Source organism: Janthinobacterium sp. GW822-FHT07H10 (genome assembly GCF_058798675.1).
The window spans coordinates 25,537-41,098 of the sequence record NZ_JBXAKS010000009.1; the positions used below are offsets into that span (position 1 = coordinate 25,537).

Sequence of the window (15,562 nt, forward strand, 5' to 3'; positions counted from 1 at the left end):
AAGGCTAGAATAATCGTTGTAGACAAAAATGTATACTTTAATTTTCAGATTGCCGTCAGCGCCTTTAAAATAAGGAAAAGAATCTAGACAAGGATGTTTGAACAGCGGTTTTCGGGCGAAAAAAAAGACGCCGCAGCGTCTTTTTCTGTTCCAGGCGGGATGCTTATCCCGCCAGCTTGGCTTTCAGCAGTTCCGTCAGCTGGGCCGGGTTGGCCTTGCCTTTCGATGCCTTCATGGCCTGGCCGATCAGCGCGTTGATGGCCGCTTCCTTGCCGGCGCGGTACTGCTCCACCGACTTGGCGTTGGCCGCCAGCACTTCGTCGACGATGGCTTCCAGCGCGCCCGAATCCGAAATCTGCTTCAGGCCCTTGGCGTCGATGATGGTGTCGACCAGATGCTCGTCGCTGGACTTCGCTTCCCACATGCCGGCGAAGACTTCTTTCGCCGCCTTGTTCGAGATCGTGCCGTCGGCGATGCGTTTCAGCATGGCGGCCAGCTGCGCGGCGGAGACGGGCGCCTCATCGAGGTCCACGCCTTCGCGGTTCAGGGTCGACGATACGTCGCCCATCAGCCAGTTGGCGGCGGCCTTGGCGTTTTCCTTGCCGGCCTTGTCGACCACGGCGACGAAATAGGTCGCCATGGCCTTCGATTGCGTCAGCACCAGCGCATCGTATTCCGGCAGCGCGTATTCGCTGATGAAGCGGGCGCGCATGGCGGCCGGCAGTTCCGGCATCGCGGCCTTGACCTCGTCGATCCACGCCTGCGAGATGGCCAGCGGCGGCAGGTCCGGGTCCGGGAAGTAGCGGTAATCCTGGGCGTCTTCCTTGCTGCGCATTTCGCGCGTTTCCTTGCGGTCCGGATCGTACAGGCGGGTCGCCTGCACGACCTTGCCGCCGTCTTCGATCAGCTCGATCTGGCGGCGCACTTCGACGTGCACGGCTTCCTCGATGAAGCGGAAGGAGTTCAGGTTCTTGATCTCGCAGCGGGTGCCGAATTCCTTCTGGCCGACGGGGCGCACGGAGACGTTGACGTCGCAGCGGAACGAGCCTTCCTGCATGTTGCCGTCGCAAACGCCCAGCCACATGACCAGCGAGTGCAGGGCCTTGGCGTAGGCCACGGCTTCGGCGGCGCTGCGGATTTCCGGCTCCGAGACGATTTCCAGCAGCGGCGTGCCGGCGCGGTTCAAGTCGATGCCGCTCATGCCCGCATAATCTTCGTGCAGGGATTTGCCGGCGTCTTCTTCCAGGTGGGCGCGCGTCAGGTTCACCGTCTTGGTGACGAATTCGCCATCCTTTTCATAGCCGAAGGTCAGGGCGCCGCCGATGACGACGGGGTCCTCGAACTGGCTGATCTGGTAGCCTTTCGGCGAATCCGGATAAAAGTAGTTCTTGCGCGCGAAGACCGAGTGCGGCGCGACGGTGGCGCCCACGGCCAGGCCGAAGCGGATCGCGCGGTCGACGGCCTGCTTGTTCATCACCGGCAGCACGCCTGGCAGGGCCAGGTCGACGGGACTGGCTTGCGTGTTGGCTTCGGCGCCGTACTTGATCGGCGAACCGCTGAAAATTTTGGATTCGGTCGTGAGCTGCACGTGGTTCTCAAGACCGATGACGACTTCCCATTGCATAGTGTTCTCGCTTATTTTTGGTGGCGCCGCCTGGGCGGCGCAAATCTGTTCTTGGTCTGCTCTTAACCGCCGGCAGGGCTGCGCGTGTGCCAGTCTGTCACTTGCTGGAACTGGTGCGCCACGTTCAGCAATTTCGCTTCGCCGAAGTAATTGCCGATGATTTGCAGGCCGACGGGGCGCTTGCCGTTCTTCTCGCCTGCGCCGAAGCCGCAAGGAATCGACATGCCGGGCAGGCCGGCCAGGCTGGTCGACAGGGTGTAGATGTCGGCCAGGTAGTTCGCCACCGGGTCGTCGGTCTTGTCGCCCAGGTCCCAGGCCACGGTCGGCGCGACCGGTCCCATGATGACGTCGCAGACGGCGTTCGGGCCATTCAGCACGGCGTCGAAATCCTGCGCGATCAGGCGGCGGATCTTTTGCGCCTTCAGGTAGTAGGCGTCGTAGTAGCCATGGCACAGCACGTAGGTGCCGACCATGATGCGGCGCTGTACTTCGGGGCCGAAGCCTTCGGCGCGCGATTTTTTATACATGTCCTGCAAGTCCTTGTATTCGGCCGCGCGGTGGCCGTAGCGCACGCCGTCGTAGCGCGACAGGTTCGACGACGCTTCGGCCGGGGCGATCATGTAATAGGCGGGAATCGACAGGGCCGTGTTCGGCAGCGAGATGTCGACCAGGGTGGCGCCCAGCTTTTCATACTGCGCCAGCGCGCCGCGCACGGCCGCTTCCACGTCCTTGGCCAGGCCTTCGCCAAAATACTCGCGCGGCACGCCGATGCGCAGGCCCGTCAAGGGCTGGCCCAGTTCGCGCGAAAAATCTTCCGCCACGCCGCCCTGTTCCGGCGACAGGCTGGTCGAATCGCGCTCGTCGAAGCCGGCCATGGCGGTCAGCAGCAGGGCGCAGTCTTCGGCCGAGCGGGCCATCGGGCCGCCCTGGTCCAGCGAGGAGGCAAACGCGATCATGCCGAAGCGCGAGACGCGGCCATAGGTCGGCTTGATGCCGGTGATGCCGCAGAAGGCGGCTGGCTGGCGGATCGAGCCGCCCGTGTCGGTGCCGGTGGCCGCCGGCGTCAGGCCCGCGGCCACGGCGGCGGCCGAGCCGCCCGAGGAGCCGCCCGGCACGGCCGTCTTGTCCCACGGGTTCTGCACGGCGCCAAAGGCCGAGTTTTCGTTGCCGGAACCCATGGCGAATTCGTCGCAATTGACCTTGCCCAGGGTGACCATGCCGGCCGCCTGGAATTTTTCCACCACGGTGGCGTCAAACGGGCTGGCGTAGTTGGCCAGCATGTTCGAGCCGGCCGTCGTGCGCCAGCCTTTTGTCACGAACAGGTCCTTGTGCGCGATCGGCACGCCCGTCAATGGCGTGGCCGTGCCGGCCGCGATGCGGGCATCGGCTTCGGCAGCTTGCGCCAGGGTCAGGGCACGGTCGACGTGCAGGAAGGCGTTCGAGGTGTCCGCCGCGATGCGGTCGAGGAAATGCGTCGCCAGTGCAACGGCGGAAATTTCCTTGTTCTGCAAAAGCGTGGACAGCTGTTTGATGGATTTTGTATGCATGGCGTTTCTATATTTATCTATTCGGCAAGGTTGTTTTTCGTGCACTGCGCCGTTCTAGCGCCTGACAGAAGCATAGCGAGCGGAAGTGAGTTGCGGCCGGGACGCGCAGCTGTGCTTGAGCACAGTGAGCATCGGAGGCCGCAAATCGCGACGCGCAGCAGCTTATGTCAGGTGCCAGTTATTCGATCACTTTTGGCACGAGATAGAGTCCATCTTGTACCTTCGGCGCCACGGCCTGGTAGTCGTCGCGGCGGTTCTGCTCGGTGGCGATATCGTCGCGCAGGCGCAGGGCGATATTGTCCATGTGGGCGGCCAGCGGGTGGCTCAGGGGGGCCACGCCATCGGTATTGACGGCTTGCATTTGTTCGGCCAGCGCGAAAATCTTGTTCAATTGCTCAAGCGACGTGACGGCCTGCTCGTCGGCCATTTCAAGTTGCGCCAGGTGGGCGATGCGTTTTACGTCGGATAGTGTCAGGGACATGGCGAATGGCGCGGAGTGCCGCGCATTAGTATTAAGTTGGCGTTTTGATAAAACGCGGGTATTTACTGCTCTTTTGCTCACAAAAACTCTGGAATGCCGCGTAACTCGCGGCTGCAAGAGTCGCACTTTTCCATGGTTTTTGAGCAAATCGCATTCAAATTATAAGGTAGAATGGCGGGTTAATGCGTTGCCGGCGCTGATGGACTGCTGCCGCAGCATAGAAAAGATTGCGCAAGCGCCAAGCGAAACCCGGAAAAATCGCCTTTTGGATTTTCAGGGTGCCTGAAAGCGCCCGCTTTGAAACTCCCCATAAACAGCTTTTGCGCAGCTCGATGCGCTACAGGACACTCATGTTTGGTTTTTTACGCAGGTATATCTCCACCGATCTGGCCATTGACTTGGGCACGGCCAACACCCTTATTTATGTGCGCGGCCTCGGTATCGTCCTGGACGAGCCATCCGTCGTCGCCATCCGCCAGGAAGGCGGTCCGAATGGCAAGAAGACCATTCAGGCAGTCGGCAAGGAAGCCAAGCAGATGCTGGGCAAAGTGCCGGGCAATATCGAAGCGATTCGTCCGATGAAAGATGGCGTGATCGCCGACTTCACCGTGACCGAGCAAATGCTCAAGCAATTCATCCGCATGGTGCACGATTCGAAATTCTTCCGTCCATCGCCGCGCATCATCATTTGCGTGCCGTGCGGCTCGACCCAGGTCGAACGCCGCGCGATCCGCGAATCGGCACTGGGCGCCGGCGCTTCGCAGGTGTACCTGATCGAAGAACCGATGGCGGCGGCCATCGGCGCGGGCCTGCCCGTGTCCGAAGCGACGGGTTCGATGGTGGTCGACATCGGCGGCGGCACCACGGAAGTGGGCATCATCTCGCTGGGCGGCATGGTCTACAAGGGCTCCGTGCGCGTCGGCGGCGACAAGTTCGATGAAGCCATCGTCAACTACATCCGCCGCAACTACGGCATGCTGATCGGCGAACAGACGGCCGAAGCCATCAAGAAGGCCATCGGTTCGGCTTTCCCTGGTTCGGAAGTGAAGGAAATGGAAGTCAAGGGCCGCAACCTGTCCGAAGGCATCCCGCGTTCGTTCACCATCTCGAGCAACGAGATCCTCGAGGCGCTGACCGACCCGCTGAACAACATCGTCTCGGCCGTGAAAAACGCGCTGGAGCAAACGCCGCCGGAACTGGGCGCCGACATCGCCGAAAAAGGCATGATGCTGACGGGCGGCGGCGCACTGCTGCGCGACCTGGACCGTCTGCTGATGGAGGAAACCGGCCTGCCGGTGCTGGTGGCCGAGGACCCGCTCACCTGCGTGGTGCGCGGTTCCGGGATGGCACTGGAACGTATGGACAAGCTCGGCTCGATCTTCTCCTACGAATAATCTGACAGAAGGGCCGGAAACCATTTTCCGGCCTTTTTTTGGTTTTGGCACCGGCGTTTGCCCGGGGCTTGCACGTTGGCGCACTGCGCCTGATTATTGGATGTCATGGAATACAGTCCTCCGCCACTTTTCAAACAAGGCGCCTCTGCCCGCGTCAAGATGATGGTGTTCGCCGGCATTTCTATCGCCCTGTTGCTGGTCGATTCGCGCATGCACGCGCTGACGGCCGTGCGCCAGGCAGTCGGCACCGTGCTGTATCCGGTGCAGATGGCGGCGCTGGTGCCGCGCGACGTGGCGCTCGGCGTCGGCAATTACTTTTCTTCGCTGTCGGCCCTGGAAAAACAGGTGCGCGACCTGAAACACGAACAGATCGCCTCGGCGCAGATCCTGCAGCAGGCGCAGCTCAACATCGTTGAAAACAACCATTTGCGCAAATTGATGGAGGCGCGCGAACGCGTGCCCGTCAAGACCATGATGGCCGAAGTCCTGTATGACACGCGCGATTCGGCCACGCGCAAGATCGTGCTGGACCGGGGCATCCAGAACGGCGTGGAACTGGGCCGCCCCGTGATCGACAACCTGGGCGTGGTCGGGCAAGTCACGCGCGTGTTCCCGTTTACGTCCGAAGTAACCCTCCTGACCGATGAAGAGCAAGCCATTCCCGTGCAGCTGCTGCGCAATGGCGTGCGCAGCGTGGCCATCGGGCGCGGCAAGTCCGGCACCATGGAATTGCGCTTCACGGCGCCCAGCGCCGACATCCAGATCGGCGATATCGTCATCACCTCGGGCCTCGACGGCCTGTATCCGGCCGGCCTGGCCGTGGCGCGCGTCACCCTGGTCGAGCGCAATGCGCATGGCCCGTTCGGCCGTGTCGTGTGCCAGCCGCTGGCCGGCATCGAGCGCAACACGCAACTGCTCATCCTGATGACGTCGCCGGAGATCGCGCCGCGGCCACCGGCCGAAGACGTCAAGACGGGCCGCAAGATCGCCGGCAAGATGGCGCCGATCAAGGATCCTGCCGCCGCGACAGCGCCGGCTACCGCGAATGCCGCGGCCACGCCGGCGGCGAAAGCGCCAGCGGCGCAGACGCCCGCGCCCGCACCGAAACCGGCAGCGGTGCCCGCACCCGCCGCCGTGCCACCGAAGGAAGCGACACGATGAACCGCCCGCATTACATCCTGCTGCCGGTCAGCCCCCTGTTCATCGGCTTTTCGCTGCTGTGCGCTTTCTTGCTGAACCTGCTGCCATGGGGACATTTCGTCGGCGTGCCCGATTTCGTCGCGCTGGTGCTGGTCTTCTGGGGCATCCACCAGCCGCGCAAGGTCGGCATCGGCGTGGCCTTTTTCATGGGCCTGATGATGGACGTGCACGACTCGACCCTGCTGGGCGAGAATGCGCTGGCCTACACTCTGCTGTCCTACTTCGCCATCATGATGCACCGCCGCGTGCTGTGGTTCCCCGTCATGACGCAGGCGCTGCACGTGCTGCCGCTGCTGCTGCTGACGCAGGCGCTGCAACTGCTGACGCGCCTGATCGTCTCCGGGCGCTTCCCCGGCTGGCTCAATTTCATCGAGAGCTTCGTCGCCGTCGCCCTGTGGCCCATGGTCACGTGGATCCTGCTGGCGCCGCAGCGCCGCGCCGTGGACCGCGACCACAACCGGCCGATCTGACGGGCGCCTGCAATGACTGAACTTAAGAATACCGAGCGCGAACTGCATTTTTTCCGCATGCGCCTGACCGTCCTGGGCGCGCTCGTCTTCGTCTGCTTTTCGCTGCTGCTGGCGCGCTTCATCTGGCTGCAGGTGATCAAGCACGAGGACTATGCGACCAAGGCCGAGGACAACCGCATCGCCGTGGTGCCCATCGTGCCCACGCGTGGCCTGATCCTCGACCGCAATGGCGTGGTCCTGGCGCGCAATTACTCGGCCTACACGCTGGAAATCACGCCGTCGAAGCTGAGCGCCAGCCTCGATTCGGTGATCGACGAGCTGTCGACCCTGGTGCAGATCGACATCAAGGACCGCCGCCGCTTCAAGAAGCTGCTGGAAGAGTCGAAGAATTTTGTCAGCGTGCCGCTGCGCACGCGCCTGACGGACGAGGAAGTGGCGCGTTTCACGGCGCAGCGTTTCCGCTTCCCCGGCGTGGAAGTGCAGGCGCGATTGTTCCGCCAGTATCCGATGGGCGAGGTGGCGTCGCACGTGGTGGGCTTCATCGGCCGCATCAACCGCAATGAAGCCAAGGCCCTGGAAGAGGGCGAGGATGCCGCCAACTACAACGGCACCGACCATATCGGCAAGGAGGGCCTGGAAAAAAGCTACGAGAAGCAGTTGCATGGCACCACCGGCTACGAAGAAGTGGAAGTGTCGGCCGGCGGGCGCGCCATGCGCACCTTGTCGCGCACGGCGGCCACGCCGGGCAACAATCTGATCCTGTCGATCGACATCGAGCTGCAGAAAGTGGTCGAGGAAGCGTTCGGCGAATGGCGCGGCGCGGCCGTGGCGATCGACCCGGCCACGGGCGACATCCTGGCCTACGTCTCCAAGCCCGGCTACGACCCGAACCTGTTCGTCGACGGCATCGACCAGCAAAGCTGGAACGAACTCAATACCTCGCTGGACCGGCCGATGGTCAACCGTCCCCTGTCCGGCACCTACGCGCCCGGCTCGACCTTCAAGCCGTTCATGGCGCTGGCCGCGCTGGAGCTGGGCAAGCGCACGCCGAGCCAGTCGATTTCCGACCCCGGCTTCTTCATCCTGGGCGGCCACACCTTCCGCGACGACAAGGTAGGCGGCCATGGCACGGTCGACATGCACAAGTCCATCGTCGTCTCGTGCAACACCTATTATTACCAGTTGGGGCGCGACATGGGCATCGACGCCATCCACGATTTCATGAAGCCGTTCGGCTTCGGCCAGCTGACGGGCATCGACCTGAATAATGAGAAGACGGGCGTGCTGCCGTCGACGGAATGGAAGCGCAACCGTTTCAAGACGCCGCAGCAGAAAAAATGGGTGGGCGGCGACACGATTTCGGTGAGTAACGGCTCCGGCTACAATTCCTATACGCCGCTGCAGATCGCCCACGCGACGGCCAACCTGGCCAATAACGGCGTGGTGATGAAGCCGCATCTGGTGAAAATCATCGAGGACGCGAATACGCGGGCGCGCACCTTGACGGTGCCGAAGGAAAGCTACCGCATCGCGCTCAAGCAGGAAAACATCGACATCATCAAGCGCGCCATGGTGGGCGTGACCAGCGAGCAGGGCGGCACTGCCGCGCGCATCTTCACCGGCGTGCAGTACACGGTGGGCGGCAAGACGGGTACGGCGCAGGTGGTGGGCATCAAGAAAAACGAGAAGTACAATGCCAAGCTGCTGGCCGAGCGCCTGCGCGACAACGCCCTGTTTACCGCCTTCGCGCCGGCCGACAAGCCGCGCATCGCGATTGCCATCGTGGTGGAAAATGCCGGCTTTGGCGCCGGCGTGGCCGCGCCGATCGCGCGCAAGGCGCTCGACTATTACCTGTTGGGCAAGCGCCCGAGCGACAAGGAAAAAGACCGGACCAAGGTGCCGAAGGAAGACGTCGACGAAGTGCGCACCCTGGAAGAAATCACTGACGAGCAGGCCGCCCCGGCGCCTGCCAGACAACAATGAAACGTTTCTCATTACGAGAGGCGCTCGCCATGGCGGCGCGCCAGACCTCAAGGCAATAAGGAAGCACATGCCCATTAACGAGAGGCGCTCGCTGTGGCGGCGCGCCAAACCCTATCTGGCGGTGTTCGATCCGCCGCTGATGATCATCATCCTGATGCTGCTCAGCACCAGCCTGCTGACCCTGTATTCTGCCAGCATCGGCATCCCCGGCAAGATCGAAGACCACCTGCGCAACATCCTGCTGTGCTTTTTCGTCATGTGGATGGCGGCCAATGTGACGCCGCAGATGATGATGCGCATCGCCGTGCCCGCCTACACGATCTCGGTGCTGCTGCTGGTGGCCGTGGCGCTGTTCGGCACCATCAAGCTCGGTGCGCGGCGCTGGCTGCATATCGGCGTGATCGATATCCAGCCGTCCGAATTCCTGAAGATCGCCACGCCGCTGATGCTGGCCTGGTTTTTCCAGCACAATGCCGGCGCCCTGCGCTGGAAATCGTTCCTGGTGGCGGCCGTGCTGCTGCTGGTGCCCGTCTACCTGATCGCGCGCCAGCCCGACCTGGGCACGGCGCTGCTGGTGGTGGCCGCCGGCTTCACCGTGATTTTCCTGGCCGGCCTGTCGTGGAAGGTGCTGGCCGGCCTGCTGATCACCTTTGTCTCCTGCCTGCCGATCGCCTGGTCGCACCTGCATGATTACCAGCGCGACCGCGTGATGATGCTGATCGACCCGACCAAGGACCCGCTGGGCAAGGGTTTCCACATCATCCAGTCCATCATCGCCATCGGCTCCGGCGGCGTGACGGGCAAGGGCTGGACGCATGGCACGCAGGCGCACCTGGAGTTTGTCCCGGAGCGCACGACCGACTTCATTTTTGCCGTCTATTCCGAGGAATTCGGCCTGGTCGGCAATCTGATCCTGATGCTGATGTATTTGCTGCTGGTGGGACGGGGGATGATGATCGCCGCCAACGCCCCCAGTTTTTTCACTCGCCTGCTGGCAGGAGCGATAACGATGATTTTCTTTACTTACGCCTTTGTAAACATGGGCATGGTCAGCGGCATCCTGCCGGTGGTTGGCGTGCCCTTGCCATTCCTTAGCTATGGCGGCACCGCGCTGCTGACCCTGGGCGTGGCGACCGGTATCCTGATGAGCATACAGCGCCATCGCAAGCTGGTGCAGACCTGATGCGCGCGCCTTACGATACCTGCGCCGCGCGTGGCCTGGGCCTCGCGGTCCTGCTGACCCTGGCCGCCTGCGGCACGACGCCGCAAAAGCCGCCGGCCAACGTCCCGATGCCGTCCGGCGGCAAGGTCAAGTCCCCCGTGCGCCAGGATCCCACCTTGCCGGCATTGCCGGCGGCCGGTTCCGGGCGCGGCGGCTATTACAAGGATGACGGTCCGGGCGACAGCCCACCGCCGAACCTGCGCGACGTGCCCGATGCGGAAGTGCGCAACGAGCCGTATTCCACGCGCTCGAACCGTCCTTACGTCGTCTTCGGCAAGACCTACACGCCGATCACGAATAACGAACCGTTTACGCAGCGCGGCACGGGCACCTGGTATGGCAAGAAATTCCATGGCCAGCGCACCTCGTCGGGCGAGATCTACGATATGTACAAGATGACGGCGGCCCACCCGACCTTGCCGATTCCATCGTATGCGCGCGTGACGAGCATCGAGAGCGGCGAACAGGTGATCGTGCGCATCAACGACCGCGGCCCGTTCCACGCCACGCGCGTGATCGACGTGTCGTACACGGCGGCGCTGAAACTGGGCTTCCTGGGCAAGGGCAGCCACCAGGTGGTGGTCGAGCGCCTGCTGCCGGCCGATATCGACGCCATCCTGGCGGCACGCGCGGCGCCGAAACCCGTGCCTTCCGTGGTCGCCATTTCCATCGACACGCCGGTGGAGACGCAGGCCGTGGTGCAGCCGGAAGTGTCGACGCAGATGCTGCCCGTCGACGCGACGGTCGCCGCGCCTGCACCGGCGGCGCTGGCCAGCGGCTTCTATCTGCAGCTGGGCGCGTATTCGCGCGCCGACAATGCGGAAACGGGCCGCGCGCGCCTGGAGCCCTACACGGCCCTGGGCACCCTGGGCGTGGTGCAGGCGGGGAATCTGTTCCGCCTGTACGGCGGTCCATTCTCGAGCCGCGCCGATGCGGCGCGGGCGGCGGCCAGCTTGCCCGAGTCGACCGGCATCAAGCCGATCGTGATTCAACGCTAGACGTAAAGCGTGTGAAAAAAGTTCGTGTGTTGTTGCCGCGCCTGGCTATCCATGCGTACCGCCTGCGGCGCAGCGCCTGGGCCTGAGCATTGTGTCAGGCGCGCCAGGTTGCGGCTTACTTGCAGCTGCGCAGATCCTGGTCCGGGAACTGCGCCTTGATTTTTTCCAGGCGCGCGCGCGTGGCCGCGTCGAGGTCGCGGAACTGATAGGCCAGCTGCTTGCTGGCGCTGTAGCGGGGCGCGACGCGGGCGCTGTGCACGCCCTGTTTGTTGAGCGATGCCAGCTGGTTCTGCGCGCTGCCTTCCGACTTGAATACGCCCAGCGAAATACCCCAGCGCATCGGGCTGCCGTCACCCATGATGAAATAATTCGTCACGCCCAGCTGCTTCAATTCACCGGCCTTGCGCTCGGCGCCTTCCTTGCTGCCCTGCGGCGGGATGTACACCATATAACTCGAGATATCCTGGCCGGCCACGTTGCGGCGCGACTGGCGGTCGCCCAGGTCCAGCGCGGCCACTTGCGCTTCGAAACGGCGGCCATCGGCCAGCAGGAAATTGCCCACTTCCGTGCATGCGTACGATAGCGGTGGCGCCGGCACGGCGGGCGTCGCCGCGGCGGCCGGTTCGGCGGCCGGCGGCGCGGCGGGAGCGGTTGCCTGTTCCGGCGTCAGCAAGGTGAGCTTGCCGGCCTGCAGCTGGTTCTTCAGGCGCGCCGGTTCGCGCGTCTCGCTGCGAAAGCTGCCCAGGTAACCCTGGCCGATGGCAAACACCAGCAGGTTGACGCCGGCCAGCAGCCAGAAGACGAATTTCAGCATGCGTGTGTTCCTTGTTGTCCTGCTTCTTCGCCGCTGCGCACGGCCGCCTGCAGGCCGATCATGACGATATTGTCCACCAGTTGCAGCGGCACCGGTAGCGTCAGGGCCGGCGCGATGCGCGATGCGGCGCCGCCCGACAGCAGGCAGGCGCTGGCGCCATGCATGCGCACGGCCCGTTCGATGGCGCCCGCCTGCGCCGCCAGGCAGCCGGAGAGGATGGCGTCATCCGTATTGTCGGCGAAACCGGCCGGCAGGGGGCTGTCGCCGGCGATCTGCGGCAGTTGCGCCGTGTTGCGCGCCAGCGAGCTGGCCATCAGTCCCAGCCCGGGCAGGATCATCCCGCCCAGGAAGACACCGTCGGCCGTGATGGCGTCGATGGTGGTGGCGGTGCCGCAATTGGCGACGATGACGGCCTGGCCCGGCGCCAGCGCATGCGCGCCGATGGCGGCGGCAAAGCGGTCGCAGCCGAGCTGCGCCGGGTCGCGGTAGTCGTTCCTCAGTCCGGCCAGTCGTGGCAGCGAGGCAAAGGTGGCGATCGCCGGCGGCGGCAAGGCCGGCAGCTGCGCCCGCAGGCGCGCGCCGATGGCCGTCCCCGCCACGTTCGACAGCAGCACGCCAGAAATGTCCAGGCTGGCCCAGGCGGCGGCCAGGGTGTCGAGCTGCGCGTGCGCCACGGCGCCGCTGGCCAGCCAGGCTCCCGCCGTGCTGGCGGGGGCGGACAACGCCCATTTGATGCGCGTATTGCCGGCGTCGATGAGCAGTAGCATGTGCTTACTCCTGGGTCAGGCGCAGCGAGACGTCGCCGGACATGACTTCCTGCAGGCCGCCATCGGTGCGCAGCAGCAGGCGGCCCAGGTGGTCCACGCCGGCCGCCACGCCTTGCTGCAGCAGCTGGCCATTGTCGAGGATTTTCACGTGCTGGCCTTGCCAGGCGTGCAGCGCGTTCCAGCGTTCCGTAAACGGCGCAAAACCGGTATCGTCGAATTCGGCCAGCACGCCGGCCAGGCGGCTGAGCAGGGCCGCCACCAGGGTGTTGCGTTCCATTTGCGCCAGCCAGGGCACGGCCGAGACGCTGCGCCCGATCTGCTGTTCCAGCGCATCGGGCATCAGCAGGTTGATGCCGCAGCCGATCACGGCCCACACGCCGCCATCGTTGCCTTGCGCCTGCTGCGTCTCGACGAGGATGCCGGCCAGTTTATGGCCATCCTTGAGCAGGTCGTTCGGCCACTTCAATTGCACCGGCACGCCCAGCGACGACATGGTCTCGGCCAGCGCCACGCCGACGGCCAGCGGCAAGCCCACCAGCTGGTGCAGCGGGCCCTTGAAGCGCCAGGCCAGCGAGAACATCAGGCTGGCGTCCGGCTGCGACACCCACGGCCGTCCGGCGCGGCCGCGGCCCGCCGTCTGCTGGCCGGCGATGCGCAGCGTGGGGCCGGCCAGGGTGGCGCAGCGCGCCAGCAGGTCGGCGTTGGTGGAGCCGGTTTCATCGACCACTTCGATGGCCACGTGGGCGGCGCCGGTGGCGCAATGGGCGGCAATGGCCGCGCTGTTCAGGTCTGTATGCTTCGTCATGGGGGTATCTGGGTGTTACAGGCTGTCGCCGGATGGCTTGCTGCGCGCCTTGTGCGGCGCATTCGCGAAGGCCAGGTCATACACGGCATTGGGCAGCGCGCGCAGCAGCTTGGCCACCACGCCCATCTGCCACGGGATCACGCGGTAGCTGTCGCCGTCGGCGATGGCGCGCGCGGCGCGTGCGGCGAATCGCTCGGCCGGCATCAGGAAGGGCATGCGGTAGGCGTTGTGGCGCGTCATCGGCGTGTCGATGTAGCCGGGCGTGATGGTGACGACCTTGATGCCCGCAGGTTTCAATTCCAGGCGCAGCGATTCGCAGTAGCTGATGACGGCCGCCTTCGAGGCGCTGTACGCTTCCGCGCCAGGCAGGCCGCGGATGCCGGCCACGCTGCCGATGCCGACCAGGCGCCCGCTGCCCTGGCTTTTCATGGCGGCGATGAAGGGCGCGAAGGTGGCGACGGTGGCCGTGACGTTGATGGCGATGAGGCGCGCGAAGGCGTCGAGGTCTTCCGCGTGTTCGGTCAGGGTGCCAAACGACACGCCGGCACTGGCGATGACGGCGTCGATGCGCCCGGCGTAGCCGATGAAGTCGGCGGCCGCGCTTTTCAGGGCGGCGTGGTCGCACACGTCGACGGCATACGCGCGGTGGCGTTCAGGGTGGGGCAGGGAGGCGATCAGTTGCTGCAGGGTGTCGCCGCGGCGGGCCAGCAGGCCCAGCGTGGCGCCCTGGCGCGCGTACTGCAGCGCCAGGGCGGCGCCCAGCCCGCTCGACGCGCCCGTGATGAACACGCTGTAAGGCGCGCCGTGCATCAGGCGATGCACGCGGCGGTGTCCGGGCGCGCCAGGCAGGTGTCCATGCTTATTTCTTTTCCGCTTTGGCTTTCGCGACCAGCACGTCCATCACGGTCAACGCCTGGGCGTTCAGCTGCTCTTCGGTCCTGGCCGACTTGCTGCCTTGATCCGCTTGCGACGGCGAGGTGATGTAGCGGCCATCGATGGCGATCATGGGCCAGAACGTCACGTTATACGCCTGCATCATGGCGTCCGCATGGCGCACGCGGGCCGAGATACCCATCGAGCGATAGGTGTCGATGAACTTCTGGCGATCCACGCCCTGCTTGGCGACGAAGTCGAACACGGCGTCGTCGGTGTTGAGGCGGTTGCGCTCCACGTGCATGGCCTGGAACACCTTGACATGCAGCTTGTCGAGCAGGCCCATGGCTTGCAGGGTGAAGAACAGGCGCTGTTGCGGCGCCACGCTGTCATCGCGCGAGACGTGCACGCGCTTGAAGACGATGTTGTCGCCCTGTTTCTTGACCCAGGCGGCCAGTTGCGGTTCGAGCACATTGCAATGCGGGCAGTAATACGCGAAAAACTCCGTCACTTCGATCTTCTTGCCCGCGTCCGTCGTCTGCGGCGTCGGCAGGGTTTCATACTCGACGCCATTCTTCGGATCGGCCGGCGAGGCGGATGCGCCCACGGCGGCGGTGCACAGGGCGGCGGCGAACAGGAATTTTTTCAGAAAACGCATGCTGGTTCCTTATTTTTGGTTGCGGACGACGGCGACATCGATGCCGTTTTCGGACAGTTTGGTGCGTGCGCGGTTCATGGCTTCAAGCTGGTTGAATGGCCCGATGCGCACGCGGTGCAGCACGCCGGCGTCGGTGCTGCGGTCGCTGATGGCCGCCTCGAAACCGAGCAGCGCCAGTTTGCCGCGCGTGCTTTCGGCGTCCGCCATGTCATGGAAGGCGCCGGCCTGCAGATAATAAATCCATTTGTCGCCTGCCGCATCGGCCTTGGCCTCGGCTTTCACGTCGGCCTTGGCTTGCGGCGCAGGAGCGGCAGCTGGCGCTTTCGGCGCCGGCTTGTCCTTCAGGGTGCCGATCAGTTCTTGCAGCGCGTCAGGCGGCGGCGCCTTTGGCTGCTGCGCTGGCGCCGGTGCGGGAGCCGGCGCGGCCGGCTGCGTTGGCGTGCTGATTTCGCGCGGTTCCTTGGAAAAATCGCGCGCCGCTTCCTTGGCCGCTTCCTTGTTGCCGTACATCGGCTTGTTCGGGTCGGCGATCTGGCCGGCCGTCGGCTCGGCCGATTTGCCGGCCTTGCCCGACTTGTCGGTGAATGGCGAGGTCCCCTTGGTGATCACCAGGGCGACCACCACGGCGATGCCCAGGCCGATGACCAGGCCGATGATGATGCCGACCAGGGTATTGCCCTGCTGGCGCCGGGCGGAAGAAAAGCGGGAAGCGTGACTCATTTGCGG

At 64.5% G+C, this 15,562-nt stretch carries 15 protein-coding genes; 6 read left to right on the top strand and 9 right to left on the bottom strand.

The features are described from left to right. Window positions 1-163: 163 nt before the first annotated feature. From gatB to gatC, 3 genes are all read right to left on the bottom strand, one after another. Entirely contained in the window at window positions 164-1,639 is a 1,476-nt protein-coding gene (gene gatB / locus AC1RDJ_RS19630; RefSeq protein ID WP_493028550.1) for an Asp-tRNA(Asn)/Glu-tRNA(Gln) amidotransferase subunit GatB, read from the bottom strand. 47 nt (window positions 1,640-1,686) lie between these two features. Beyond that, the gene (gene gatA, locus AC1RDJ_RS19635) at window positions 1,687-3,171 is read right to left on the bottom strand and encodes an Asp-tRNA(Asn)/Glu-tRNA(Gln) amidotransferase subunit GatA (protein WP_493028458.1); all 1,485 of its coding nucleotides are present in this window, start codon (window positions 3,169-3,171) and stop codon (window positions 1,687-1,689) included. A 178-nt stretch (window positions 3,172-3,349) separates the two neighbouring features. Beyond that, window positions 3,350-3,652 (bottom strand): Asp-tRNA(Asn)/Glu-tRNA(Gln) amidotransferase subunit GatC, encoded by a 303-nt coding sequence (gene gatC / locus AC1RDJ_RS19640; protein ID WP_071325442.1) that lies wholly within the window; start codon window positions 3,650-3,652, stop codon window positions 3,350-3,352. A gap of 350 nt (window positions 3,653-4,002) precedes the next feature. On the opposite strand from gatC, the gene AC1RDJ_RS19645 reads away from it, so the two are divergent. From AC1RDJ_RS19645 to AC1RDJ_RS19670, 6 genes are all read left to right on the top strand, one after another. Further along, window positions 4,003-5,046 (top strand): rod shape-determining protein, encoded by a 1,044-nt coding sequence (locus AC1RDJ_RS19645; protein ID WP_010393186.1) that lies wholly within the window; start codon window positions 4,003-4,005, stop codon window positions 5,044-5,046. 105 nt (window positions 5,047-5,151) lie between these two features. After that, on the top strand, window positions 5,152-6,207 hold the full coding sequence (gene mreC, locus AC1RDJ_RS19650; RefSeq protein ID WP_493028459.1) for a rod shape-determining protein MreC: 1,056 nt from the start codon (window positions 5,152-5,154) through the stop codon (window positions 6,205-6,207). Next, complete coding sequence (gene mreD, locus AC1RDJ_RS19655; RefSeq protein ID WP_289889384.1) at window positions 6,204-6,716, top strand: rod shape-determining protein MreD; 513 nt, start codon at window positions 6,204-6,206, stop codon at window positions 6,714-6,716. The genes mreC and mreD overlap by 4 nt, the downstream gene beginning before the upstream one ends. Before the next feature lie 12 nt (window positions 6,717-6,728). Further along, window positions 6,729-8,699 (top strand): penicillin-binding protein 2, encoded by a 1,971-nt coding sequence (mrdA, locus tag AC1RDJ_RS19660; protein WP_071325439.1) that lies wholly within the window; start codon window positions 6,729-6,731, stop codon window positions 8,697-8,699. Between the two features lie 67 nt (window positions 8,700-8,766). After that, window positions 8,767-9,882, top strand: coding sequence for a rod shape-determining protein RodA (gene rodA, locus AC1RDJ_RS19665; protein ID WP_071325438.1), 1,116 nt, complete (start codon window positions 8,767-8,769; stop codon window positions 9,880-9,882). Beyond that, window positions 9,882-10,919, top strand: coding sequence for a septal ring lytic transglycosylase RlpA family protein (locus AC1RDJ_RS19670; protein WP_071325437.1), 1,038 nt, complete (start codon window positions 9,882-9,884; stop codon window positions 10,917-10,919). Before rodA ends, AC1RDJ_RS19670 begins: the two co-directional genes overlap by 1 nt. Before the next feature lie 115 nt (window positions 10,920-11,034). Here the strand turns inward: AC1RDJ_RS19670 and AC1RDJ_RS19675 are convergent, their stop codons facing one another. From AC1RDJ_RS19675 to AC1RDJ_RS19700, 6 genes are read right to left on the bottom strand one after another with little or no spacing between them, the layout of a single operon-like run. Further along, a complete protein-coding gene (locus AC1RDJ_RS19675; RefSeq protein WP_493028460.1) occupies window positions 11,035-11,733 on the bottom strand; it encodes an SPOR domain-containing protein in 699 nt (232 codons plus the stop codon). Continuing rightward, window positions 11,727-12,500, bottom strand: coding sequence for a type III pantothenate kinase (locus AC1RDJ_RS19680; RefSeq protein ID WP_493028461.1), 774 nt, complete (start codon window positions 12,498-12,500; stop codon window positions 11,727-11,729). The genes AC1RDJ_RS19675 and AC1RDJ_RS19680 overlap by 7 nt, the downstream gene beginning before the upstream one ends. Window positions 12,501-12,504: 4 nt before the next feature. Next, entirely contained in the window at window positions 12,505-13,305 is an 801-nt protein-coding gene (locus tag AC1RDJ_RS19685) for a biotin--[acetyl-CoA-carboxylase] ligase (RefSeq protein ID WP_071325434.1), read from the bottom strand. A gap of 15 nt (window positions 13,306-13,320) precedes the next feature. Beyond that, complete coding sequence (locus AC1RDJ_RS19690) at window positions 13,321-14,115, bottom strand: SDR family oxidoreductase (protein WP_493028551.1); 795 nt, start codon at window positions 14,113-14,115, stop codon at window positions 13,321-13,323. 49 nt (window positions 14,116-14,164) lie between these two features. Then, the gene (locus AC1RDJ_RS19695) at window positions 14,165-14,836 is read right to left on the bottom strand and encodes a thiol:disulfide interchange protein DsbA/DsbL (RefSeq protein WP_289889388.1); all 672 of its coding nucleotides are present in this window, start codon (window positions 14,834-14,836) and stop codon (window positions 14,165-14,167) included. A 9-nt stretch (window positions 14,837-14,845) separates the two neighbouring features. After that, window positions 14,846-15,556 carry an SPOR domain-containing protein gene (locus AC1RDJ_RS19700; protein ID WP_071325431.1) on the bottom strand — a complete coding sequence of 237 codons (711 nt, stop codon included), beginning with the start codon at window positions 15,554-15,556 and terminating at the stop codon, window positions 14,846-14,848. Window positions 15,557-15,562: the final 6 nt, after the last annotated feature.